Source organism: Kitasatospora sp. NEAU-69 (assembly GCF_057158765.1).
Genome location: NZ_JBWXUE010000004.1, coordinates 315,544 through 340,135 on the forward strand (window position 1 = coordinate 315,544; position 24,592 = coordinate 340,135).

A 24,592-nucleotide genomic window follows, 5' to 3' on the forward strand; every position below is an offset into this window, starting at 1 on the left:
GTCAGACCGGGGAGGTAAGCCCGCGCGCAGGTCATCCTCGCGATGTACGGGCCGGCCGCGTACGCGCCGGTGCCCGCGTACGCTGCCCCTGTGACCAGCGACGTGACCAGCGAACACCGTTTCCCCGACCTGCTCGGCGCCGCCACCGGCGTCGGCTCGATGCCCGGCACCGACGCGCGGGAGGCCGCCAAGACCGCCGTCGGCGCGCTCGAACAGCTGCCGCACCTGCCCGAACTGCCCACCCGCGGTCCGGGGGCGGACATGATCGGGCGCTCGCTCGGGCTGCTGGTCGAGCTCTTCGCACAGGTCGAGCCGAGCGGCTGGCGGTTCGCCGACCGGCCCGGGCGGGACACCAAGCGGGCGCACTCCTGGCTGGGCGAGGACCTGGACGCGCTGGAGGAGTTCACCCAGGGGTACACCGGCGCGCTGAAGCTCCAGGCCGTCGGGCCGTGGACGCTCGCCGCCGCCGTCGAACTGCGGCACGGCGAGAAGGCGCTGGCCGACCCGGGCGCCTGCCGGGACGTCGCCGGATCGCTCACCGAGGGCCTGCGCCGGCACCTCGCGGAGGTCCGCCGGCGGGTGCCGGGGGCGCAGCTCGTCCTCCAGCTGGACGAGCCCTCGCTGCCCGCCGTGCTGGCCGGCGAGGTGAAGACCGCGAGCGGCTTCCAGCGGCTGCGGGTGGTGGACCGGCAGCGGGCCGAGCAGGCGCTGCGCGATCTGATCACCGAGCTGGACGTGCCGGTGGTCGTGCACTGCTGCGCACCGAACGTGCCAATCCCCTTGCTGCGCCGGGCCGGTGCGGTCGGAGTCTCGCTCGACTTCTCCTTGCTGACGGAGCGTGATGATGATGTGCTCGGCGAGGCGATCGAGGCAGGCACCGTCCTGCTCGCCGGAGTGGTGCCTTCCACGGACCAAGGATTGTCAGACCCGGCCGGTAATGTCACCGGTGTCAGGACGTTGTGGCGCAGGCTCGGACTCGATCCGGAACTGCTGGGCCGCCGCGTGCTGGTGACGCCGACCTGCGGGCTGGCGGGCGCGAGCCCGGCCTATGCGCGCAAGGCGCTGTCACTCAGCGTGAGGGGAGCCCAGAGCCTGGTCGACAACCCGGAGTAGCGGTGAGAGGGAGGCGTACGGTGGCGGCTGTCGAGGGCTGGGCGGAAGTCCCGGCGGAGGTGCGCAGGCGCCACACCGAGCTGGCGGCCGAGATCGAGGACCACCGCACCCGGTACTACGAGCAGGACGCGCCGGTCGTCAGCGACGCCGAGTTCGACCGGCTGATGCGCGAGCTGGAGGTGATCGAGGCCGAGCACCCGGTGCTGGTCACGCCGGACTCGCCGACCCAGAAGGTCGGCGGCGCGCCGACCGAGCTGTTCGCCAAGGTCGAGCACCGCGAGCGGCTGCTCAGCCTGGACAACGCGATGGACGACGGCGAGCTCGCCGAGTGGGCCGAGCGGGTCGCCCGCGAGCTGGACGGGCTGGAGTACCACTACCTCTGCGAGCTCAAGGTGGACGGCCTGGCCGTCAACCTCACGTACGAGCACGGCCGCCTGGTGCTCGCCGCCACCCGCGGCACCGGCCGGGTCGGTGAGGACATCACCGCCAACGTGCGCACCATCAAGGAGATCCCGCACCAGCTCAAGGGCGAGAACATCCCCGCCCTGGTGGAGATCCGCGGCGAGGTCTACCTGCCGAGCGAGGCCTTCGAGCAGCTGAACGCCTCGCTCGCGGCGGAGAACGAGCGCCGCAAGCAGGAGAACGAGCTGCGCGCCCAGGACGGCAAGCGCCCCCAGGCGCTGCTCAGGCTGTTCGCCAACCCGCGCAACGCGGCGGCCGGTTCGCTGCGCCAGAAGGACTCGCTGGTCACCGCGTCGCGCCCGCTGCACATGGTGGTGCACGGCATCGGCGCCCGCGAGGGCTTCGAGATCGACTGCCAGTCGCACGCGTACCAGCTGCTGCACGACTGGGGGCTGCCGACCGCCCGGCACAACAAGGTGGTCGGCACGCTCGACGAGGTGCGCGCGTTCATCAAGCGCTTCGGCGAGCAGCGCCACTCGGTCGAGCACGAGATCGACGGCGTGGTCGTCAAGGTGGACGAGATCGCCCTGCAGGGCCGGCTCGGCGCCACCTCCAAGTCGCCGCGCTGGGCGATCGCCTGGAAGTACCCGCCGGAGGAGGTCACCGCGAAGCTGGAGCGGATCCAGGTCGGCATCGGGCGCACCGGCCGGGCCACCCCGTTCGCGGTGCTCGCCGAGCCGGTCAAGGTGGCCGGTTCGATGGTCCAGTACGCGACGCTGCACAACCAGCAGGTGGTCAAGGCGAAGGGCGTGCTGCTCGGCGACACCGTCGTTCTGCGCAAGGCCGGTGACGTGATCCCCGAGATCCTCGGCCCGGTCGAGGACCTGCGGGACGGCACCGAGCGGGAGTTCGTGATGCCCGCGAACTGCCACGAGTGCGGTACCGAACTGCGCCCGATGTCCGAGGGGGACATCGATCTGCGCTGCCCGAACGCGCGGTTCTGCCCGGCCCAGGTCCGCGAGCGGGTCGCCTACCTGGGCGGACGCGAGTCGCTGGACATCGACGGCCTCGGCTACGTGGCGGCGACCGCGCTGACCCAGCCGCTGGAGCCCGCGGAGCCTCCCGTCAAGAACGAGGGGGACATCTTCGGCCTGACTCTGGAGCAGCTGCTGCCGATCAAGGTGCTGGTCCGTGACCAGAAGACCGGCATGCCCAAACTCGACGACCGGACGGGGAAGGAGAAGCAGGTCTCGTTCTTCGCCAATCTCAAGGGCGAGCCGAAGAAGACCGCCGGCCTGCTGCTGGAGAACCTGGCGGCGGCCAGGGAGCAGCCGCTCTGGCGCTACCTGAACGGTCTGTCGATCCGGCACGTCGGCCCGGTGGCGGCCCAGGCGCTGGCCCGGGAGTTCCGCGACCTGGACGCGATCTTCGCGGCGAGCGAGGAGGAGCTGGCCGCCACCGAGGGCGTCGGCTCGATCATCGCCCGCTCGATCATCGAGTGGCACCAGGAGGACTGGCACCGCGAGATCCTGGAGAAGTGGCGGGCCGCCGGCGTGCGCTTCGTCGAGGAGGCGCCCGAGGAGGAGAGCGAGCGCCCGCTGGAGGGGCTGGCGGTCGTCGTCACCGGCACGCTGGCCGGGCACACCCGGGACGGCGCGAAGGAGGCGCTGGTCAGCCGTGGTGCGAAGGTGACCGGATCGGTGTCGAAGAAGACCGCTTTCGTGGTGGTCGGCGACAACCCGGGGTCGAAGTACGACAAGGCGGTACAGCTCGGACTCGCCGTGCTCGACGACGAGGGCTTCGCGGTGCTGCTGGAGCAGGGCCCGGCCGCGGCCCGCGCCCACCTCGGCCTGCCCGAACCCGAGGCCGAGGCCGCGAAAGAGGCCGAATCCGCACCTGCCGAGGCGCCCGCCGAGGCGCTCTCTGAGACGCCCGCCGAGCAGCCCGGAACCGAACCCGCCGAGTAGGTAATCCCCGAGGGCGCCGACCGGAGCTGACGTGTCCCTCTTGTTACCGTGCTGATGTCCCGTCAGCGGGGTGCGGGGCGCGCAAACAGGGCATCGTGTCACTGTAAGGCGCCGGACCCCTGCTGCCGTGCTTCCGGATGACCGAAAGTCCGCCCCGCGTTTCCGGGCGGACTTACCCTGGAGCGCAACAGTGTGTCAGCAGGAGTGGGGGCACCGGCCAGTGGGATCCGCGGGGGGCCGGCGCCGACTGGGGCGCTTCCCGGCTGAGACCGACTGGCACTGATCAGTGCCAGGGCCGACCGTTCTTCGGGTCGGTTCCAGCCGCGACGCGGCCTGGCGGGGGCGGGCCTGACGGAGGACAGGGCGTATGGATCGTACGACCGGCGGTGCGCCGACGCGCCCGCCGCAGGGGGTGGCGGGCGCCGTCCTGCTGCTCGGTGTGCTGCTGGCCGGGGCCGCACCGCTGATCCCGCTGGCCGTCCTGGTCAGTCGGCACGAACCCGAACTGCTGCCGCTCTTCGCGGTCCCGCTGGCCGTCCTGGTGGCGGCCTGGCGGATCGCCCGGGACCGGGCCAGGGATCAGCTCACCGATCCGCTGACCGGTCTGCCCAACCGCCAGGCACTGCTGCTGGCGGTCCAGGAGGCGATCACCGAGCACCAGGACGACGAGAACTACAGCGTTGGTCTGATCCTGCTCGACCTCGACCGGTTCCGTTCGCTCAACGACACGCTCGGGCACGCCGCCGGCGACCGCTTACTCGTGCACATCGGGCGCCGGCTGCACCGGGTGCTGCGCGGCAGCCACCCCGAGGTGCCCGGCGGCCGGGCGGCGGGAGAGCCCGGTGCAGGCCACCGGACCACAGCCCACACCGCCACAGCCCACACCGCCGCAGTCCACACCGCCGCAGCCCACAGCGCCGCAGCCCACAGCGCCGCTGCCCACAGCGCCGCTGCCCGGCCGGGCGGCGACTCCGGCGCCGCCGACCGCCGCCGCGAGACCGAGGAGCTGCTGGCCGGCCTGCCGCCCGCCGCCGAGCTCGGCCGCCGCGCGGTGGTCGCCCGGCTCGGCGGTGACGAGTTCGCCGTCCTGCTCCCCGGCGTCGGCTGCGCCGACACGCTGGAGCGGCTCGCCAAGGCGCTGATCGCCGAGCTGGCCGCGCCGATCCGGCTGGACGGACTGCTGCTCGTGCTGGAGGCCACCGCCGGCGTCTGTGTCTACCCGCAGCACGCCGGAGACGCAGAATCGTTGCTGCGCCGCGCCGACGTCGCGATGGGTCACGCGCAGCGCGGCCGTACCGGGGTCGAGCAGTACGACCACTCGCAGGACGCCGACACGCCGTACCGGATCGGCCTGCTGGGCGACCTGCGGCGGGCCCTGGAGACCGGCGAGGTGCAGCTGCACTACCAGCCCAAGGTGGCCTTCGACGGCCGCGTGGTGGGCCTGGAGGCGTTGCTGCGCTGGGAGCGGCCCGGCCGCGGCAAGGTCTCGCCGGACGAGTTCGTCGGCCTCGCGGAGTCCAGCGGCCTGATGCCCCGGCTCACCGACTACGTCCTGGAGGCCGCGATCGGCCAGCTCGCCACCTGGCGGGCGCAGGGCCTCCAGGTGCAGGTCGCGGTCAACGTCTCGCCCCGCGACGTGCTCAACCCGGGCTTCGCGCAGCGGGTCGCCGAGCACCTGCTGCGCCACCAGGTCCCCGCTCACGCACTCCAGTTGGAGATCACCGAGCGGCTGCTGCTGGACGACTCGCAGCGCGCCGCGGACACCCTGGCCGAGCTGCGCGGGCACGGCGTCGGGATGTCCCTGGACGACTTCGGCACCGGCCACTCCTCGCTGGTGCGGCTGCGCAGCCTGCCGGTCGGCGAGCTGAAGATCGACCGCTCGTTCGTCTCCCGGATGGTCGCCGACGACCACGACGCGGCGGTGGTCCGCTGCTCGGTCGAGCTGGCCCACTCGCTCGGTCTGACCGTGGTCGCCGAGGGCGTCGAGGACGACGAGACCTGGGAGCGCCTGCACGGCCTGGGCGTGGACGCGGTCCAGGGCTGGCTGGTCTCCGCCGCGCTGCCCGCCGACCAGGCCACCGCCTGGCTCCAGGTGCACCGCACCGGCCCGCCCTCCGCCGAGCGGCTGATGACGCTGGAGCGCTGGACCGGGCAGGCCGAGCTGCCCCTGCCGAGCCTGCCCCGGCAGCCGCTCAGCCCGCCCACCGAGGCACCCACGACCCCTCAGTAACGCTGGTGACCTGTCGGGCCCCCTAGGATGGGCGGTAATGACAAGAGGACGGACGACCTGCGCGGCCCTGCCGCCGGTCCCCGTCCGGGCCGCTCGCCGTCGCGTGATCGGCCTCACCAGAACTCACCTTGAGGATCGCTGCATGCCTGGCATCACGCGCGAGGAGGTCGCCCACCTCGCCCGGCTGTCGCGTCTGGAGTTGCAGGCGGAGGAGCTGGACCACTTCGCCGAGCAGCTGGACGTGATCATCGGCGCGGTCGCCCGCGTTTCCGAGGTCGCCGGACAGGACGTCCCGCCGACCTCCCACCCGCTGCCGCTGACCAACGTCATGCGCGCGGACGAGGTGCGGCCCTCGCTCACCCCGGAGCAGGCACTGGCCGGTGCACCGGCCGCCGAGGAGCAGCGTTTCCGGGTCCCGCAGATCCTCGGGGAGGACTGACCACCGATGACCGACCTCATCAAGTACACCGCTGCCGAGACCGCAGCCGCCATCGCGGCCGGCACGGTCAGCGCCGTCGAGGTGGCCCAGGCACACCTGGACCGGATCGACGCCATCGACAAGAAGGTCAACGCCTTCCTGCACGTGGACACCGAGGGCGCGCTGGCCGCGGCCAAGGCGGTCGACGCCAAGCGCGCCAAGGGCGAGGAGCTCGGCCCGCTGGCCGGCGTCCCGCTCGCGCTCAAGGACGTCTTCACCACCAAGGGCGTGCCGACCACCTGCGGCTCCAAGATCCTCGAAGGCTGGATCCCGCCGTACGACGCCACCCTGACGTCGCGTCTGAAGGACGCGGGCGTGGTGATCCTCGGCAAGACCAACATGGACGAGTTCGCGATGGGCTCCTCCACCGAGAACTCCGCCTACGGTCCGACCGGCAACCCGTGGGACCTGTCGAGGATCCCCGGCGGCTCCGGCGGCGGCTCGGCGGCCGCGCTGGCCGCCTTCGAGGCGCCGCTGGCGATCGGCACCGACACCGGCGGCTCGATCCGCCAGCCCGGCGCGGTCACCGGCACGGTCGGCGTCAAGCCGACCTACGGCTCGGTCTCCCGCTACGGCCTGGTCGCGTTCTCCTCCTCGCTGGACCAGGGCGGCCCCTGCGCCCGCACCGTGCTGGACGCGGCGCTGCTGCACGAGGCGATCGCCGGCCACGACCCGCTCGACTCCACCTCGATCGACGCGCCGGTGCCGGCCGTCGTCGCGGCCGCCAAGCTGCGCGACGTGCGCGGCATGCGGATCGGCGTGGTCAAGGAGTTCGCCGGCGAGGGCTACCAGGCCGGCGTGATGCAGCGCTTCAACGAGTCGGTGGAGCTGTTGCGCGAGCTCGGTGCCGAGGTCGTCGAGGTCTCCTGCCCGTCCTTCACGCTGGCGCTGCCCGCGTACTACCTGATCGCGCCGAGCGAGGCCTCCTCCAACCTGGCCCGCTTCGACGCGATGCGCTACGGCCTGCGGGTCGGCGACGACGGCATCGCCTCGGCTGAGCAGGTCACCGCGCTGACCCGCGAGGCCGGTTTCGGCCCCGAGGTGAAGCGCCGGATCATCCTGGGCACGTACGCGCTCTCCTCGGGCTACTACGACGCGTACTACGGCTCGGCGCAGAAGGTCCGCACGCTGATCTCGCGCTCCTTCGATGAGGCTTTCGCCGCGGTTGATGTCCTGGTCTCGCCGACCACGCCGACCACCGCGTTCCCGATCGGCGAGCGCGCCGACGACCCGATGGCGATGTACCTGGCCGACCTGTGCACCATCCCGTCCAACCTGGCGGGCAACGCGGCCATGTCGCTGCCGGTCGGCCTGGCTCCGGAGGACAATCTCCCGGTCGGCCTGCAGATCATCGCACCCGCGATGGCGGACGACCGCCTGTACCGCGTGGGCGGCGCCGTCGAGGCCGCACTCAACGACAAGTGGGGGCACACCCTGCTGGAGGAGGCACCGGCACTGTGAGCAAGATCGAGAAGGCCAAGGGCTTCAAGCACACCAAGCCCGGGCTCTGGCTGTCCATCGGTACCACCGCGTTCGGCGCGCTGAGCATCGTCAAGGACGTCAGGAAGGCCCGCAGCGAGAGCGACAACCTGCTGCTCGCCAACGCCGTGGTCGGCGCTGCCGCGCTGGTCACCGGCACGCTGCTGCTGGTGCGCGAGCTGCGGCAGCTGGGCAGCGACGACGTCCTCGCGGGCTGACGCTCCCTCGGGTCCGGTCCCGGGCAACCGCCCCGGGGCCGGACCGGTACCTCCAAGACTTTTAGTGAAGGGGACGCTGTGAGCGTCATGAACCTGGTCTCCTACGAGGACGCTCTCGCGTCGTACGACCCGGTGATGGGCCTTGAGGTCCATGTCGAGCTGGGCACCAAGACGAAGATGTTCTGCGGCTGCTCCACCGAGCTGGGCGCCGAGCCGAACAGCCAGACCTGCCCGACCTGCCTGGGCCTGCCCGGCTCGCTGCCGGTGGTGAACGCGATCGGCGTCGAGTCGGCGATCAAGATCGGCCTCGCGCTGAACTGCGAGATCGCCGAGTGGTGCCGGTTCGCGCGGAAGAACTACTTCTACCCGGACATGCCGAAGAACTTCCAGACCTCGCAGTACGACGAGCCGATCGCCTTCAACGGCTACCTCGACGTGCGCCTGGAGGACGGCGAGACGTTCCGGGTCGAGATCGAGCGCGCGCACATGGAGGAGGACACCGGCAAGTCCAGCCACGTGGGTGGCGCGACCGGCCGGATCCACGGCGCGACGCACTCGCTGCTGGACTACAACCGGGCCGGCATCCCGCTGATCGAGATCGTCACCAAGCCGATCGAGGGCGCCGGCGAGCGCGCGCCCGAGGTGGCCAAGGCGTACGTCGCCGAGCTGCGCGAGCTGATCAAGGCGCTCGGCGTCTCCGAGGCCCGGATGGACAAGGGCCAGATGCGCTGCGACGTCAACCTGTCGCTGCGCCCGAACGGCACCGAGAAGTTCGGCACCCGCTCGGAGACCAAGAACGTCAACTCGCTGCGCAGCGTCGAGCGGGCCGCCCGGTTCGAGATCATGCGGCACGCCACCGTGCTGACCGACGGCGGCACGATCATCCAGGAGACCCGGCACTTCCACGAGGAGGACGGCAGCACCACCGCCGGCCGGATCAAGGACAACGCCGAGGACTACCGGTACTTCCCGGAGCCCGACCTGGTCCCGATCGCGCCGTCCCGCGAGTGGGTCGAGGAGCTGCGGGCCGGGCTGCCCGAGCTGCCGCGGGTCCGCCGGGCCCGGCTGCAGGGCGAGTGGGGCCTGTCCGACAAGGACATGCAGTCGGTGCTCAACGCGGGCGCGGTGGAGCCGATCCTGGAGACCATCGCGGCCGGTGCGCCGGCCGACCAGGCCCGCAAGTGGTGGCTGGGCGAGCTGGCCCGCCGCTCCAACGAGACCGGCACCGAGCTCTCCGAGCAGCCGATCACCCCGGTCCAGGTGGCCCGGGTCTGCGCGCTGGTCGCCGAGGGCAAGCTGAACGACAAGCTGGCCCGCCAGGTGATCGAGGGCGTGCTGGCCGGCGAGGGCGAGCCGGACGAGGTCGTCGCGCAGCGCGGCCTGGCCGTCGTCTCCGACGACTCCGCGCTCGGCGCGGCGGTCGACCAGGCCATCGCGGAGAACGCCGCCATCGCGGACAAGATCCGCGACGGCAAGGTGCAGGCGGTCGGCGCGCTGGTCGGCGCGGTGATGAAGGCGACCCGCGGCCAGGCCGACGCGGCCCGGGTCAAGGACCTGATCCTGGAGCGCCTGGGCGCCTGAGGACAGGCCCTAGGCCTAAGGACCCTCGAACGCCGGTGGCCACCCCTCCTTAGGGGTGGCCACCGGCGTTTTCGCGCCCTTTCTAAGGCGCCGGCGGCTCACCGGATGCGGCATGGTCCCGATGCCCGCCACCCCCCTGGGCGAGCATTATTTAGGAGTCGGGAAGAGCGAACGAGACAGCAGGACGAGACTCCAAGGGGACCGAAGATCATGATCGAGTACGAGCTCAGCCGAAGCCGCGTCACCGAGATGCTGCAGACCGCCGCCCACGACCGCCTGGTGGCGGAGGCCCGCCGGGGCCGCCGGGCCGGCCGCCCGAGCCCACTGACCCGGTTCGCCGCCGGCCTGCGCCGCCCGGCCAAGGTGGCGTCCGGCACCTGCGAACTCGCCGAGTGCTGACGGAACATCAGGAGCCCGGTGCCATGAGGGGAGCACCGGACTCCGAGCAGCAGCGGAAGGGGAGGGACGCCGACGGCGTCCCTCCCCTTCGAGGTTCCACCCGCTCAGCGGTACACCCGGGAGTTCGCCTGATGCTGCATCAGATGGGATAACCGCTCGAACGCCGTCCGACCGCTGTGGGATGCTCCTCGCCGTGGAGCAGATCTCGGTCAGTCCCGTCTTCGTCGGCCGCGGCAGCGAGAGCGCCGCGCTCGGCACCGCGCTGCGCCGGGTCTCGGCCGGGCAGCCGTGCGCGCTGCTGATCGGTGGCGAGGCGGGCGTCGGCAAGACGCGGCTACTGGAGGAGTTCCTCTGCGCCGCCGAGCGGACCGGCGACGGCACCGTCACGATGCTCGGCGGCTGCCTGGAGGTCGGCGCCGAGGGGCTGCCGTACGCGCCGCTGGTGACCGCGCTGCGCCGGCTGCACCGCCGGCTCGGCCCCGAGCTGGCTCGCGCCGCCGAGGGCATGGAGGGTCACCTCTCGCGGCTGCTGCCCGAGTTCGGCGAGGCCGACGGCGAACCCAACGACGAGTACAGCCGGGTCCGGCTCTTCGAGCACCTGGCCAGGCTCTTCGAACGGCTCAGCGCCGAGCGCACCGTGGTGCTCGCGATCGAGGACCTGCACTGGTCCGACCGCTCCACCCGCGAGCTGCTCGGCTACCTGATCAACACCCTGCACCGCTCCCGGGTGCTGATCGTGGCCACCTACCGCAGCGACGACCTGCACCGCCGCCACCCGCTGCGCCCGTTCCTGGCCGAACTGGAGCGCCAGCGCACCGTGCGGCGCCTGGAGCTGGCCCGCTTCGGCCGGCGTGAGGTGGCCGCGCAGCTGGCCGGCATCCTGGGCACCGCGGTGCCCGACCGGCAGCTCGTCGAGCGGATCCACCGCCGCTCCGAGGGCAACCCGTTCTTCGTCGAGGAGCTCGCCCGGTCGTTCCAGGAGGGCTGTTCGGTCGGCCTGAGCGACTCGCTGCGCGACATCCTGCTGGTCCGGGTCGAGGCGCTGCCCGAGTCGGTCCAGCGGGCGCTGCGGATCGCCGCCGAGGGCGGCTCCCGGGTCGAGCACGGGCTGCTCGCCGCCGTGCTGGACGGCCCGGAGGACGAGCAGCTGGACGCGTTGCGCACCGCCGTCGGCGCGAACATCCTGCAGCCCGACAAGGACGGCGAGGGCTACCGGTTCCGGCACGCGCTGGTCCGCGAGGCCGTCTCGGACGACCTGCTGCCCGGTGAGCGGCACCGGATCAACCGCCGCTACGCCGCCGCGCTGGAGGCCGATCCCGGCCTGGTCCCGAGCCAGGAGCAGGCGGTCCGGCTGGCCAACTACTGGTACCACGCGCACGATCCGGCCCGCGCGCTGCCCACCGCGCTGGACGCGGCCCGGGCGGCCCGGCGCCGCAACGCCTTCGCCGAGCAGCTCAGCCTGCTGGAGCGGGCGGTCGAGCTGTGGGACGAGGTCAGCGAGGAGAGCCAGCTGGCCACGCTGCGCCCGTACGACTGGGCCGAGACCTACCCGCCGTGCGACTGCGACCTGGTGGCGGAGGACGCCGGCTGCGAGCGGCTCCAGCTGGTCGATGTGCTCGCCGAGGCGGTGGTCGCGGCCCGCCGGGCCGGCGACCGGGACCGCGGGCTGAGCCTGGCCAAGCGCGGCATCAGGCTGGTGGACGAGACCAGGAACCCGATGCGGGCCGCCTGGTTCCGGATGAACCGGGCCCGGATGCTCGGTCACCTGGCCAGGAGCGGTGGCGAGGAGGAGCTCGCGCACGCCCGCCGGCTGGTCGAGGGTCGTCCGCCGTCCGCCGTGCAGGCCGACGTCTTCGCGCTCGCCGCCGGCCACGCGATGCTGCACCGGGCCGGCCCGCAGGACGTCGAACTGGCCGAGCGGGCGGTGGCGATCGCGCAGCAGGTCGGCGCGACCAGCGTCGAGCTGCACGCCCGGATGACGCTCGGTTCGCTCTACCTCGACTCCAGCGACCCGGACCGCGGCGTGGCCGAACTGCGCGCGGCGATCGACGGCGCCCGCCGGCTCGACGTCCCCGACCTGCTGACCCGCGGCCTGAACAACCTCTCCAGCGTGCTCGGCCACCTCGGCCGCACCGCGGAGGCGGCGGAGCTGGCCCGCGAGGGCCTGGCGGTGGCCGAGCGGCTCGGCCTGCTGCGCAACACCGGCACGATCCTGGCCGGCAACCTGGCCGAGGCGCTGCTGCTGGCCGGCCGCACCGCCGAGGCGTCCGACCTGCTCGCCGGCTGGGAGCGCGAGGGCAGGTTCGAGCTCTACGCCCCGTACCTGCAGCGGCTGCGCGGCGAGCTCGCGTTGATCGCCGACGATCCGGAGACGGCCGCCGAGTTCCTGCGGCTCGCCCAGGTCGGCGCCGACCGCGACCAGCCGCAGCACACGCTGCCGAACGCGCAGCTGGAGATCGAGCTGGCCGGCCGCGCCGGGCAGCCGCTGCGGGCCCGGGCGGCGCTGTTCCGAGTGCTGGACGACCAGAGCACCGTGCCGGACACGCGGCTGCTGCCGCTGCTGGCCCGCGCAGCCGGCGTGGAGGCCGACTCCCGCGGCCTGCCGGCGGCCGAGCCGGACCGCCCGGCGATCCTGCGCCGGATCGCCGAGGCGCTGGCCGGCCAGCGCCCGGTGGTGCCGGTGCAGCAGGGCTGGTGGCGGCTGACCGAGGCGGAACTGGCGCGGGCGGCGGGCACCGACACGCCTGCGCACTGGGCCGCCGCGCTGGAGCCGTTGCGCGGCGCCGAACTGCCGTATCCGCTGCTGCTGGCGCTGCTCGGCGCGGCCGGTGCGGCGGCCGCGGCCGGTCGTCGCGAGGAGGCCGGGCGACTGCTGCGCGAGGCGGCGGAGCTGGCCGAGCGGCGCGGTGACGGCCGGCTCCGGCGCGAGGTCGCACTGCTGGCCGAACGGGCGGGCGTGACCCGGGCGCTGGCGACGGAGCCGGCGAACGACCCGGCGTTGCAGGAGGATCCGGCGGCGGCCGTGGCCGGTCCGGCCGCCTTCCACCTGACCCCGCGGGAGACCGACGTGCTGCGGCTGCTCACGCTGGGCCGGACGAACCGTCAGATCGCCGAAGAGCTTTTCATATCGCCGAAGACCGCGAGCGTTCACGTCTCGAACATCCTGGCCAAGCTGGAGGTCTCCGGGCGCGGCGAGGCGGCGGCACTGGCGCACCGGCTGCGGTTCTTCCCCGCCGGGCGCTGATCCGACGCGGCTGGTCCGCCGCGACGTTGGCGAGACACACCCCGCTTCCCACCCGGGGCGGCGCGTAGTCCGGCGCATGGACGCACACGCCCCGGCGCGCGTGCTGCGTCATGTGCGCTACGGCCAACCGGGCCGATCTGGTGGAAGCGGGTGCATATCCCTACTCTCGGACCATTACTCTAAGTTGAGTGCGCGTGTCATTGAGTGACCGAAGTGGTGTAGGGTCCCGGCTGGGCTGCCTTGCGGCGTGCCCCGGGCCGGTGCAGCGGACCGCCGCCGGGGGCCGGGAGGCCCTGGCGCCCGCCCGGCCGGCCGGTCCGGGGGTGGTCGAGCGGACCGCCGCCGGGTGCGCCGTGGACCAGGCCCACGCAGGTCGCTCGACCAGGGCGGCCGACCGCGGCCGCCGGGGCCCGGACGGCTCCCCTCCCTGCCCCCCCCCCCTGGGGGGGGGCCAAAGTCCGGGGGCGGCCGTGCCCCGGACCGGAGGGGGAGATGCCGGGTGAGCGCCACCGAGACCAGCCTGCCGAGCGGTCCCGCGAACGGAGCCGGCGCGCCGCCGCCGGTCGATCCGCCGCCGCCCGCCGCCGCGCCGCCGGGCGCTGACGCCCCCGCCCCGGCCGCTACCCCCACCCCTGCCGGCCCCGGCGCGCGCCCCGGCACCGCCCGGCTGCCCGGCCTGCTGATCGCGCTGCTCTGCCTGATGTACGCACTGGGTTCCACCATCGGCTGGGGCTCGCACGGACTCGCGCTCTTCATGGGCGACTTCGGCCTGGCCGGCGCCGCACTCGCGGCCGCGCTCTCCTGCCTGGTGCACGGCTGCACGGTGCCGGGCCCGACCCGCCCGGCCTGGCTGCTCTTCGGCCTCTCCTCGGCCTCGGTCGCGCTCGGCAACGGCACCTGGGGCTGGTACGAGGTGGTACTGCGGACCGACCTGCCGGCCGCCTCGCTGGCCGACTACGCCTACCTGCCCTTCGCGCCGCTGGCGCTGATGGGCCTGCTGCTGCTGGCCCAGCGCCCGCGCGGCGCGGCCGGCTGGCTCTGCCTGCTGCTGGACGGCTGGATGGTGGCCGGCTCGCTCTTCACGCTGAGCTGGAGCCTGGCGCTCGGGCGCGCCGCCGAGGGCGAGAGCAGTGACCCGCTGCGGCTCGCGCTCTCGCTGGCCTATCCGGTGCTGGACATCCTGATGGTCTCCGTCGTGGTCGGCCTGCGGTTCCGCAACCGGGACGGCAACCGGGCCGCGGTGCACACCGCGATGATGGGCCTGGCCATCACGGTGGTCTGCGACGCGCTCTTCACCTCGCCGGTGCTGCGCGACAGCTACCACTCCGGCGGGCCGCTGGACGCCGGCTGGTTCGCCGGCAGCCTGCTGCTCGCCTCGGCGCCGTGGTCGGCCGGCTGGCGGCGCGGCCGTCCCAGCCGCGAGCACCCGTCGGCCGGCGGCACGCCGCGGCGCCGGGTGGCCTCCACGTTCAGCGCGCTGACGCCGTACGGCGCGGCCTCGGTGTGCACGGCCGGCATTCTCTACAACGCTCTCGGGGGGCACCCGATGGACCGCGTGGTGATCGTGGTCGCCTGCACCGTGGGGCTCGCGCTGATCGTCCGGCAGGGCATCATGCTGCTCGACAACCTGTCGCTGGCACAGGAGTTGGCGCAGAAGGAGGCGCACTTCCGGTCGCTGGTGCAGGGTTCGAGCGACGTCATCATGATCACCGGCGCGAACGGCGTGCTCTCCTACGTCTCCCCGGCCGCGCTCGGCGTCTACAAACGGGACCCGGAGCAGCTGGTCGGCGGCCGGCTGCTGGACCTGGTGCACCCGGAGGACGCCGACCGGGTGGTCGGCGAGGTCCGTCGGTTCCTGGCCCGCGGCCGGCGGCTGGCCCGCCAGCTGAACCGCGCGCCGGCCCGCACCGGCGAGCCGAGCGCCCGGGTGGAGTGCCGGATCAGGGCCGGCGGCGGCGAGTGGCTGCACGTCGAGTCCACCGTCAACCGGTACCGCGACGGGCTGATCCTCAACAGCCGGGACGTCACGGAGCGGGTCCGGCTCCAGGCGCAGCTCCAGCACAACGCGTTCCACGACCCGCTCACCGACCTGCCGAACCGGGCGCTCTTCGCCGAGCGTCTGCGGGCCGCGCTGGGCAGCAGGGGTGCCGAGCCGGCCGGCCGCGGCGCCGACGGACCGCGCGAGCACGCGTACGCCGAGAGCGGCACGGTCGCGGTGCTCTTCCTCGATCTGGACGGCTTCAAGGCGGTCAACGACAGCGCCGGTCACCAGGTCGGCGACGAGCTGCTGGTGCAGGCCGCCCGCCGGCTCCAGGGCACGGTGCGCTCCGGCGACACGGTGGCCCGGTTCGGCGGCGACGAGTTCGCCGTGCTGGTCTGCGGACCGCTCGGCCGGCTGCCGGTGCAGGAGCTCGCCGAGCGGCTGCGCCACGCGCTCTCCGAGCCGTACTGGATCGGCGGCGCCGAGCTCGGCGTGGCCGCCAGCATCGGCATCGCGTTCGGCCCGCGCGCCGGGGACTCCTACCGCGCGGGCCCGGAGGACCCGGCCGTGCTGGCCGACGAGCTGATGCGCGACGCCGACCTCGCGATGTACCGGGCGAAGTCCCAGGGCAAGGGCCGGGTGGTGCTCTACAGCCCCGCCATGCGGGCCGACCTGGACCACCGCCGGGAGGTGGACGACCGGCTGCGGCTCGCGGTCCGCGAGGGCGGCTTCACGCTGCTCCACCAGCCCGTGGTGGACCTGCGCAGCGGCGCGGTCACCGGCGTCGAGGCGCTGGCCCGCTGGCGCTCGGCGCACGGCCTGCTGCTCACCCCGGCCGAGTTCCTGCGCAGCGCCGAGCAGAACGACGCGGCCGGCCGGTTCGTCCGCTGGCTGCTGCAACAGGCGATCGGCGAGGCGGCGCAGCGCGGCGCGGCCGGCCGTCCGTCCGGTTCGTCCGGCTCGCGCGCCGGTGGAGTGCCGGTCTCGGTCCGGCTGACCGCCGAGCGGCTCTGCGCGCCCGGCGTCTACGAGACGATCGCCGCCGGGCTGCGCGACACCGGGCTGCGGCCGGACCGGCTGGTCATCGAGCTGGCCAGAACAGGGCCGGACGCGCTCGCGGACGAGCTGGGCCGCCGGCTGGCCGCGCTGCGCCGGCTCGGCGTCGGCACCGCGGTGGCCGGCTTCGGCTCCGGCGGCGGCTCGCTGCGCGCGCTCTCCCGGCTGCCGTTCGACATGCTCAAGCTGGACCGCTCGCTGGTCCAGGAGGTGGCCGAGTCGCCGCGCAGCCGGGCGCTGGCCGGGCACGCGCTGCGGCTGGCCCGGGACCTCGGGCTGACCACGGCGGCCGAGGGGGTGGACCAGGCGCGCCAGGTGACCGTGCTCCAGGAGCTGGGCTGCCGGCACGGCCAGGGGCTGGCCTTCGCGCAGCCGCTGGACGAGTTCCGGCTGCGCCGGGCGCTGGCCCGTCGGCTCTACCCGCTGCCGCGGGCGGTCGGGGCGGTCTCCGCCCGGCGGGCCTACCTCGCGGCGGCGCCGGACGGCATGCCCGGGGCGCAGCCGGGTCTGCACCCGGGCGGGCATCCCGCGGCCCATCCCGGGGGCTATGCCGGCGGCCACCAAGCAGGCCACACTGGTGGGCAGATTGGTGGACTTGCCGGCGGACACACCGGCGGACACACCGGCGGTCACCCGGGCGCCCATCCGGGTGGCCGGGTCGAGCCGGGGCCCGGGCGGCTCGCGCACCAGCACGGATCGTTCGAAGGGCCGGAACGGCGGGCCGTGACCGGCCCGGGCGTGGGAACCGGCGCCGGACCAGGTCAGGGTCCGCATGGCGAGACCGGCATCCCACCTGCTTGACATCCGGCAGCGCACAGGAGGAAGGTCGGAGCCATGCGCACCCGGATTCTCGTACTTGGCGGGCGCGTCGGCTGAGCGGGCAGAACGCCCCACTCGAAACAGCCCGACGCGCCACCCCTCGCATGCCCTTGGCACGAGGGGTTTTTTGTTGCACTGGCACTGCTGGAACACCGCTGGAACACCGATGTACCGCCCGCACGGTTCCTCCCACACCTCTTCCACAATGGGAAGAAAATGGAACGAAGCGGACAGCCGATCCTGAGAAGAGACAGGCAGATGACTGAGCACACGGCATCCCCCCGCCGCGGGGACCACTCGGCCGCCCCGTCCCAAGGCACCCCCGCGGTTGTCGAGACGATGACCGGAGCGCAGTCGCTCATCCGTTCCCTTGAGGCGGTGGGTGCGGACACCATCTTCGGCATCCCCGGTGGCGCGATCCTGCCGGCGTACGACCCGCTGATGGACTCGGTCAAGGTCCGCCACATCCTGGTGCGGCACGAGCAGGGCGCGGGCCATGCGGCCACCGGCTACGCGCAGGCGACCGGCAAGGTCGGCGTCTGCATGGCGACGTCCGGTCCGGGTGCCACCAACCTGGTGACGCCGATCGCGGACGCGTACATGGACTCGGTGCCGATGGTCGCCATCACCGGTCAGGTCGCCTCCAAGGCGATCGGGACGGACGCCTTCCAGGAGGCGGACATCTGCGGCATCACGATGCCGATCACCAAGCACAACTTCCTGGTCACCGACCCGGCGGAGATCCCGCGGGTGATCGCCGAGGCGTTCCACATCGCGGCCACCGGCCGCCCGGGCCCGGTCCTGGTGGACATCGCGAAGGACGCCCTGCAGGCCACCACCACGTTCCGCTGGCCGGTCGAGACCTCGCTGCCCGGCTACCGCCCGGTCACCAAGCCGCACGCCAAGCAGATCCGCGAGGCCGCGAAGCTGCTGGTCAACGCGAAGAAGCCGGTGCTCTACGTCGGCGGCGGCGTGCTCAAGGCGAACGCGACCACGGAGCTGCGGATCCTGGCCGAGCTGACCGGCGCGCCGGTGGTCACCACGCTGATGGCGCTCGGCGCGTTCCCGGACAGCCACCCGCAGCACCTGGGCATGCCCGGCATGCACGGCAGCGTCCCCGCGGTGACCGCGCTGCAGAAGTCCGACCTGCTCTTCACCCTCGGCGCCCGGTTCGACGACCGGGTCACCGGCCGCCTGGACAGCTTCGCGCCGTTCGCCAAGGTCGTGCACGCGGACATCGACCCGGCCGAGATCGGCAAGAACCGCCCGGCCGACGTGCCGATCGTGGGCGACGCCCGCGAGGTGCTGGCGGACCTGATCGTCGCGGTCCAGGCCGAGCACGAGGCCGGCCGCAAGGGCGACTACGCCGACTGGTGGGTCAAGCTCAACGAGTGGAAGAAGACCTACCCGCTGGGCTACGAGCCCGCGCCGGCCGGTGAGTTGTCGCCGCAGCAGGTGATCGAGCGGATCGGTCAGCTGGTCGGCCCGGACGCGATCTACGCGGCGGGCGTCGGCCAGCACCAGATGTGGGCCTCGCAGTTCATCAACTACGAGAAGCCGGCCACCTGGCTGAACTCCGGCGGCGCGGGCACCATGGGCTACGCGGTCCCGGCCGCGATGGGCGCCAAGGCCGGCCGGCCGGAGAGCGCGGTCTGGGCGATCGACGGCGACGGCTGCTTCCAGATGACCAATCAGGAACTCGTCACCTGCGCGCTGAACAACATCCCGATCAAGGTCGCCGTCATCAACAACGGCTCGCTCGGCATGGTCCGCCAGTGGCAGACGCTCTTCTACAACCAGCGCTACTCCAACACCGTGCTGCACGCGGGCCCCGAGCACGACGGCGTGGCGCCGCCGCCGCAGGGCACCCGGATCCCCGACTTCGTGCTGCTCTCCGAGGCGATGGGCTGCGTCGGCCTGCGCTGCGAGCGCCCGGAGGACCTGGACGCGGTGATCAAGCAGGCGATGGAGATCAACGACCGCCCGGTGGTCATCGACTTCATCGTCCACCAGGACGCGATGGTCTGGCCGATGGTCGCGGCCGGCACCAGCAACGACGAGATCCTCTTCGCCCGGGACATCCGCCCCGACTTCGGCGACGACCTCGACTGACAGCCCCTCAGGAACTGGGAAACAGAGACATGTCCAAGCACACCCTGTCCGTCCTGGTCGAGAACAAGCCCGGCGTGCTCGCCCGCATCGCCGCGCTCTTCTCCCGTCGGGGCTTCAACATCGACTCCCTCGCCGTCGGCCCGACCGAGCACCCGGACATCTCCCGGATGACCATCGTGGTCAACGTCGAGGACCTGCCGCTCGAGCAGGTCACCAAGCAGCTCAACAAGCTCGTCAACGTGATAAAGATCGTCGAGCTCGACCAGTCCGCTGCGATCCAGCGGGAACTGGTCCTGGTCAAGGTCCGGGCCGACAACGAGACCCGGTCCCAGATCGTCGAGATCGTGCAGCTCTTCCGCGCCAAGACCGTGGACGTGTCGCCGGACGCCGTGACCATCGAGGCGACCGGCAGCTCCGACAAGCTGGAGGCGATGCTGCGGATGCTGGAGCCCTACGGCATCAAGGAACTGGTGCAGTCGGGCCTGGTGGCGATCGGCCGCGGAGCGCGGTCGATCACCGACCGCTCGCTGCGGGCGCTCGACCGCTCAGCCTGAGTCCCATCGCCGTACCCGGCGTCTCACTCCCTGGGCGCATCGCACCCACCCCCTACCCCGTCCGCGTACGGTAGCCAGAGCACCGACGCGAAATCACGCAAGGAGAAGTCCCACCGTGGCCGAGCTGTTCTACGAAGACGATGCCGACCTGTCCATCATCCAGGGCCGCAAGGTCGCGGTGATCGGCTACGGCAGCCAGGGCCACGCCCACGCGCTGTCGCTGCGTGACTCGGGCGTGGACGTCCGAGTCGGCCTGAAGGAGGGCTCGAAGTCCCGCGCCGCGGCCGAGGAGGCCGGCCTGCGCGTGGTCACGGCCGCCGAGGCCGCCGCCGAGGCCGACGTCATCATGATCCTGGTCCCGGACCCGATCCAGGCCGACGTGTACGAGGCGGACATCGCGCCGCACCTGAAGGCGGGCGACGCGCTCTTCTTCGGCCACGGCCTGAACATCCGCTTCGGCTTCATCAAGCCCCCGCAGGACGTCGACGTCTGCATGGTCGCCCCGAAGGGCCCGGGCCACCTGGTCCGCCGCCAGTACGAGGAGGGCCGCGGCGTCCCGTGCATCGTGGCGGTCGAGCAGGACGCCACCGGCAAGGGCTTCGACCTGGCGCTCTCGTACGCCAAGGGCATCGGCGGCACCAAGGCCGGCGTCATCAAGACCACCTTCACCGAGGAGACCGAGACCGACCTGTTCGGTGAGCAGGCCGTGCTCTGCGGTGGCACCGCGGCGCTGGTCAAGGCCGGTTTCGAGACCCTGGTCGAGGCCGGCTACCAGCCGGAGATCGCCTACTTCGAGTGCCTGCACGAGCTGAAGCTGATCGTCGACCTGATGTACGAGGGCGGCCTGGAGAAGATGCGCTGGTCGGTCTCCGAGACCGCCGAGTGGGGCGACTACATCACCGGCCCGCGGATCATCACCGCCGACACCAAGGCCGAGATGAAGAAGGTCCTGGCCGAGATCCAGGACGGCACCTTCGCCAACACCTGGATCGCCGAGTACAAGGCCGGTCTGCCGAAGTACAACGAGTACAAGACCGCGGACTCCGAGCACCTGCTCGAGACCACCGGCAAGGAGCTGCGCAAGCTGATGAGCTGGGTCAAGGACGCCTGAGTCGGTAGATCGCAGTCCGGTTGATCGCAGCCAGTGCGGTGTGGGGGCGGGTCCCGACCAGGGCCCGCCCCCGCGCTGTACACACCGTCTGGTCCCGTGCGGGTGATTTCGCCGCGCGGGCACAGGCAAACCCCCTGCACGTCGATACACTTCCGAGTGCGCGTCAGGCCCACAGCGTCGTGCGTCTACCTACGCGGCATGCCACCATCCCCCCACGCCCGCCGGTGAATTAGAGACCGGCCACGCCACCCACGTGTCGGTGGAGCGGGGGAGTCCCGGACAGTAAGGACAAACTGTCGTGAGCACTGTGACATCCAAGGCTGTGGCCTCCAAGAGCGCTGTGGTACTGATCGCCGAGGAGCTGTCGCCGGCCACCGTCGACGCCCTGGGCCCCGACTTCGAGATCCGCCACTGCGACGGCGGTGACCGCGACCAGCTGCTGACCGCGATCGCCGACGTGGACGCGATCCTGATCCGGTCGGCCACCAAGGTGGACGCCGAGGCGCTGGCCGTGGCCAAGCGGCTCAAGGTGGTCGCCCGCGCCGGCGTCGGCCTGGACAACGTGGACGTCGCCGCCGCCACCAAGGCCGGCGTGATGGTCGTCAACGCCCCCACCTCCAACATCGTCACCGCCGCCGAGCTGGCCTGCGGCCTGCTGATCTCGGTCGCCCGCAACATCGCGCCCGCCAACTCCGCGCTCAAGCAGGGCGAGTGGAAGCGCAACAAGTACACCGGCGTGGAGCTCTCCGAGAAGACGCTCGGCGTGGTGGGCCTGGGCCGGATCGGCGTGCTGGTCGCCCAGCGGATGTCCGCCTTCGGCATGAAGATCGTGGCCTACGACCCCTACATCCAGGCCGCCCGCGCGGCCCAGATGGGCGTCAAGCTGCTCTCGCTGGACGAGCTGCTGGAGGTCTCCGACTTCATCACCGTCCACCTGCCCAAGACCCCCGAGACGATCGGCCTGATCGGCGACGAGGCGCTGCACAAGGTGAAGCCGAGCGTGCGGATCGTCAACGCGGCCCGCGGCGGCATCGTGGACGAGGCGGCGCTGGCGAGCGCGCTCAAGGAGGGCCGGGTGGCCGGCGCCGGCCTGGACGTGTACGCGAAGGAGCCGTGCACCGACTCGCCGCTCTTCACCTTCGACAACGTGGTCGCCACCCCGCACCTGGGCGCCTCCACCGACGAGGCGCAGGAGAAGGCCGGCATCGCGGTGGCCAGGTCGGTGCGCCTGGCGCTGGCCGGCGAGCTGGTACCGGACGCGGTCAACGTGCAGGGCGGCGTGATCGCCGAGGACGTCCGGCCGGGTCTGCCGCTGGCCGAGAAGCTCGGCCGGATCTTCACCGCGCTGGCCGGCGAGGTCGCGGTGCGACTCGACGTCGAGGTCCGTGGCGAGATCACCCAGCACGACGTCAAGGTGCTCGAACTCTCCGCGCTCAAGGGCGTGTTCGAGGACGTGGTGGCCGAGACGGTGTCCTACGTCAACGCCCCGCTGTTCGCGCAGGAGCGCGGCGTCGAGGTCCGGCTGACCACCAGCAGCGAGAGCCCCGAGCACCGCAACGTGATCACCGTGCGCGGCACGCTGGCGGCCGGCTCGGAGATCGCCATCTCCGGCACGCTCTCCGGTCCGAAGCAGCAGCAGAAGATCGTCGGCGTGGACGCCTTCGACGTGGACGTCGCGCTCACCGACCACATGGCGTTCTTCAAGTACCAGGACCGCCCCGGCGTGGTCGGCACGCTCGGCCGGATCCTCGGCGACGCCGGCATCAACATCGCCGGCATGCAGGTCGCCCGGGACGGTGAGACGAACGACGCGCTCGCCTCGATCACCGTGGACTCGGAGATCCCGCAGGAGGTGCTGGCCGAGATCGCGGTCGAGATCGGCGCGAAGTTCGCCCGTTCGGTGGACCTCGGCTGACCCCTGGTCAGCTAACGCAGTAGAGCGCTGGTCAGCCCGCTGACCAGCGACGGAAGCCCGGGCCGCGGTGGGCCCGGGCTTTTGTCGTTGCGCGGTTCGAGTGAGGCTCGTCTCAGATACTAGGAAATCCAACTACTTGTGCAGACAGCCGACCGGCCCGGGCGTACCGTGAAAGTGCCACACGATCAGCCAGGCGCCAGCGGCCCCCACATCCGGCCCAGCGCTCGGCCCGTGCGTGCCGTACGCACCGTGGCGGGCGACCCCCGCCAGGCGTACCCCCTCCTCCCTCAGCCTCCTTCGACGTGCGCCGACGCGCCGTCTTCCTGGATCAAAGGAGCCCGGTATGCCCCCCACCGCAGACCTGCTCGCCCACCCGTCCCACGCCCCCGCCGCCGGTGCCCAGCCCGCCCGCCGCCGGCGCCGCCGCACCGAGTCGCACGTCCCGCTCGCCGCCGCCGCACTCCAGCGCGCGCTGGACCGGCGCGACAACGGCGGCGAGACCGGTCACTGACATCTCGTCGGACCAGTCGTACGTGTCTGACGAATCGAATAATTAAGCCATCCGCCTGACGTGGCACCGGTTTTCGGGGCGGGGGCCCGGCGGAGCCGTGATTCTGGGGTAGTGCGTACCCGACTGCTCCGCCCCCGCCCCGACCGTCACCCGACCGGCCTGGCTCGCCCCGCCCCGGCCGGTCCCGGCCTCACCCGTGTCGGCCTCACCCGGCTGGGCCTGGCCATAGCGCTGCTGGCCGGCCCGGTCTCGCTGGTCGCCCTGCCCACCCCCGGCCGGGCCCTGGAGCCCGGACCGGCCACCGCCCGCCGTTCGGTGCTGCTCGAACTGGACACCGAGGCCGCGGCGCCCGCCTGGCGGCGCGCCGCGGACGGTGCCCGGCGTGAGCTGCGCTCGGCGGCGGACGTCCGCCGGGCCGCCGCGCAAGCCGGTCGCGCCCAGCGCGACCGGGCCGGCGCGGCGCTGGACCGGCTGGCCGGTGCGCTCGGCCCCGGCGTCCGGCAGCTCTACCGCACCCAGGCGCTCTTCACCGGCCTGGCCGTCAGCGCCCCCGCCGACCGGCTGCCGGCGCTGGCCGCGCTCCCCGGCGTGCGCGCGGTGCACCCGATCTCGCTCAAGCAGCGCGCCAACGCGCACTCCGTCCCGCTCACCGGCGCGCCCGAGCTCTGGTCCGCGCCGACCGGCGACACCGGCGCGGGCGTCACCATCGGCATCATCGACAGCGGCATCGACTACACCCACGCCGACTTCGGCGGCCCGGGCACCGAGGCGGCCTACCGGGCCATCGACCCGGCCAAGCCGGCGCCGCCGGGGCTCTTCCCGAACCCGAAGGTGGTCGGCGGCCGGGACCTGGTCGGCGACGACTACGACGCCGACCCGACCGCGCCCGACTACCAGCCCGTCCCGCACCCCGACCCGAACCCGCTGGACTGCGCGCGCAACGGCCACGGCACGCACGTGGCCGGCACCGCGGCCGGCTACGGCGTCGCCGCCGACGGCAGCACCTACCGCGGCCCGTACCGCGCGGGCCTCGCGCCGGCCGGCTTCCGGATCGGCCCGGGCGCCGCGCCCGGCGCGAAGCTGTACGCGATCAAGATCTTCGGCTGCCAGGGCTCCACCGACCAGCTCGCGCACGCCCTCGACCTGGCCGCCGACCCGAACCAGGACGGCGACCTCTCCCACCACCTCGACGTGGTCAACCTCTCGCTCGGCAGCGGGTTCGGCGACCCGCAGGACGCCGACGCGCTCGCCGTCGACCGGCTCGCCGAGGCCGGCACCGTGGTGGTCGCCTCGGCCGGCAACGACGGCGACGTCTACGGCATCGGCGGCAGCCCCGGCATCGCGGCCCGGGCACTCGCGGTGGGCGCCCCCGTCGGCTGCCCCCCCCACGAAGACGGCTCGCGTGTTCTCGCTCCTCCCCCT

The 24,592-nt window shown here is 72.9% G+C and carries 16 protein-coding genes; all 16 read left to right on the forward strand.

The features are described 5' to 3' along the window. The first annotated feature begins 159 nt into the window (after positions 1 to 159). The gene (locus tag AC060L_RS07325) at positions 160 to 1,113 is read left to right on the forward strand and encodes a methionine synthase (protein ID WP_483797760.1); all 954 of its coding nucleotides are present in this window, start codon (positions 160 to 162) and stop codon (positions 1,111 to 1,113) included. A gap of 20 nt (positions 1,114 to 1,133) precedes the next feature. Beyond that, positions 1,134 to 3,482: an NAD-dependent DNA ligase LigA gene (gene ligA, locus AC060L_RS07330; protein ID WP_483797716.1), complete on the forward strand. Its 2,349-nt coding sequence runs from the start codon at positions 1,134 to 1,136 to the stop codon at positions 3,480 to 3,482. Positions 3,483 to 3,849: 367 nt separating this feature from the next. Beyond that, positions 3,850 to 5,712 carry a putative bifunctional diguanylate cyclase/phosphodiesterase gene (locus AC060L_RS07335; RefSeq protein WP_483797717.1) on the forward strand — a complete coding sequence of 621 codons (1,863 nt, stop codon included), beginning with the start codon at positions 3,850 to 3,852 and terminating at the stop codon, positions 5,710 to 5,712. Positions 5,713 to 5,854: 142 nt separating this feature from the next. Further along, positions 5,855 to 6,151 carry an Asp-tRNA(Asn)/Glu-tRNA(Gln) amidotransferase subunit GatC gene (gene gatC, locus AC060L_RS07340; protein WP_035845952.1) on the forward strand — a complete coding sequence of 99 codons (297 nt, stop codon included), beginning with the start codon at positions 5,855 to 5,857 and terminating at the stop codon, positions 6,149 to 6,151. Between the two features lie 6 nt (positions 6,152 to 6,157). Then, the gene (gene gatA, locus AC060L_RS07345; RefSeq protein ID WP_483797718.1) at positions 6,158 to 7,651 is read left to right on the forward strand and encodes an Asp-tRNA(Asn)/Glu-tRNA(Gln) amidotransferase subunit GatA; all 1,494 of its coding nucleotides are present in this window, start codon (positions 6,158 to 6,160) and stop codon (positions 7,649 to 7,651) included. Continuing rightward, positions 7,648 to 7,887 carry a hypothetical protein gene (locus AC060L_RS07350; protein ID WP_483797719.1) on the forward strand — a complete coding sequence of 80 codons (240 nt, stop codon included), beginning with the start codon at positions 7,648 to 7,650 and terminating at the stop codon, positions 7,885 to 7,887. Before gatA ends, AC060L_RS07350 begins: the two co-directional genes overlap by 4 nt. Positions 7,888 to 7,965: 78 nt before the next feature. Continuing rightward, complete coding sequence (gatB, locus tag AC060L_RS07355) at positions 7,966 to 9,468, forward strand: Asp-tRNA(Asn)/Glu-tRNA(Gln) amidotransferase subunit GatB (RefSeq protein ID WP_483797720.1); 1,503 nt, start codon at positions 7,966 to 7,968, stop codon at positions 9,466 to 9,468. A 210-nt stretch (positions 9,469 to 9,678) separates the two neighbouring features. Next, the gene (locus tag AC060L_RS07360; protein WP_483797721.1) at positions 9,679 to 9,867 is read left to right on the forward strand and encodes a hypothetical protein; all 189 of its coding nucleotides are present in this window, start codon (positions 9,679 to 9,681) and stop codon (positions 9,865 to 9,867) included. A gap of 181 nt (positions 9,868 to 10,048) precedes the next feature. Beyond that, entirely contained in the window at positions 10,049 to 13,111 is a 3,063-nt protein-coding gene (locus tag AC060L_RS07365) for a helix-turn-helix transcriptional regulator (protein ID WP_483797722.1), read from the forward strand. A 499-nt stretch (positions 13,112 to 13,610) separates the two neighbouring features. Next, positions 13,611 to 16,949 carry a putative bifunctional diguanylate cyclase/phosphodiesterase gene (locus tag AC060L_RS07370; RefSeq protein ID WP_483797723.1) on the forward strand — a complete coding sequence of 1,113 codons (3,339 nt, stop codon included), beginning with the start codon at positions 13,611 to 13,613 and terminating at the stop codon, positions 16,947 to 16,949. Between the two features lie 276 nt (positions 16,950 to 17,225). Further along, on the forward strand, positions 17,226 to 19,079 hold the full coding sequence (locus tag AC060L_RS07375; protein WP_483797724.1) for an acetolactate synthase large subunit: 1,854 nt from the start codon (positions 17,226 to 17,228) through the stop codon (positions 19,077 to 19,079). Positions 19,080 to 19,108: 29 nt separating this feature from the next. Beyond that, entirely contained in the window at positions 19,109 to 19,633 is a 525-nt protein-coding gene (gene ilvN, locus AC060L_RS07380; protein WP_344442053.1) for an acetolactate synthase small subunit, read from the forward strand. Positions 19,634 to 19,748: 115 nt separating this feature from the next. Continuing rightward, positions 19,749 to 20,744, forward strand: a complete 996-nt coding sequence (gene ilvC, locus AC060L_RS07385) for a ketol-acid reductoisomerase (protein ID WP_483797725.1) — start codon at positions 19,749 to 19,751, stop codon at positions 20,742 to 20,744. A gap of 322 nt (positions 20,745 to 21,066) precedes the next feature. Further along, positions 21,067 to 22,659, forward strand: a complete 1,593-nt coding sequence (serA, locus tag AC060L_RS07390) for a phosphoglycerate dehydrogenase (protein ID WP_483797761.1) — start codon at positions 21,067 to 21,069, stop codon at positions 22,657 to 22,659. A 343-nt stretch (positions 22,660 to 23,002) separates the two neighbouring features. After that, entirely contained in the window at positions 23,003 to 23,170 is a 168-nt protein-coding gene (locus AC060L_RS07395; protein ID WP_483797726.1) for a hypothetical protein, read from the forward strand. A 111-nt stretch (positions 23,171 to 23,281) separates the two neighbouring features. After that, positions 23,282 to 24,592 (forward strand): S8 family peptidase (locus AC060L_RS07400; RefSeq protein ID WP_483797727.1); only part of this gene is annotated, 1,311 nt, incomplete at its 3' end.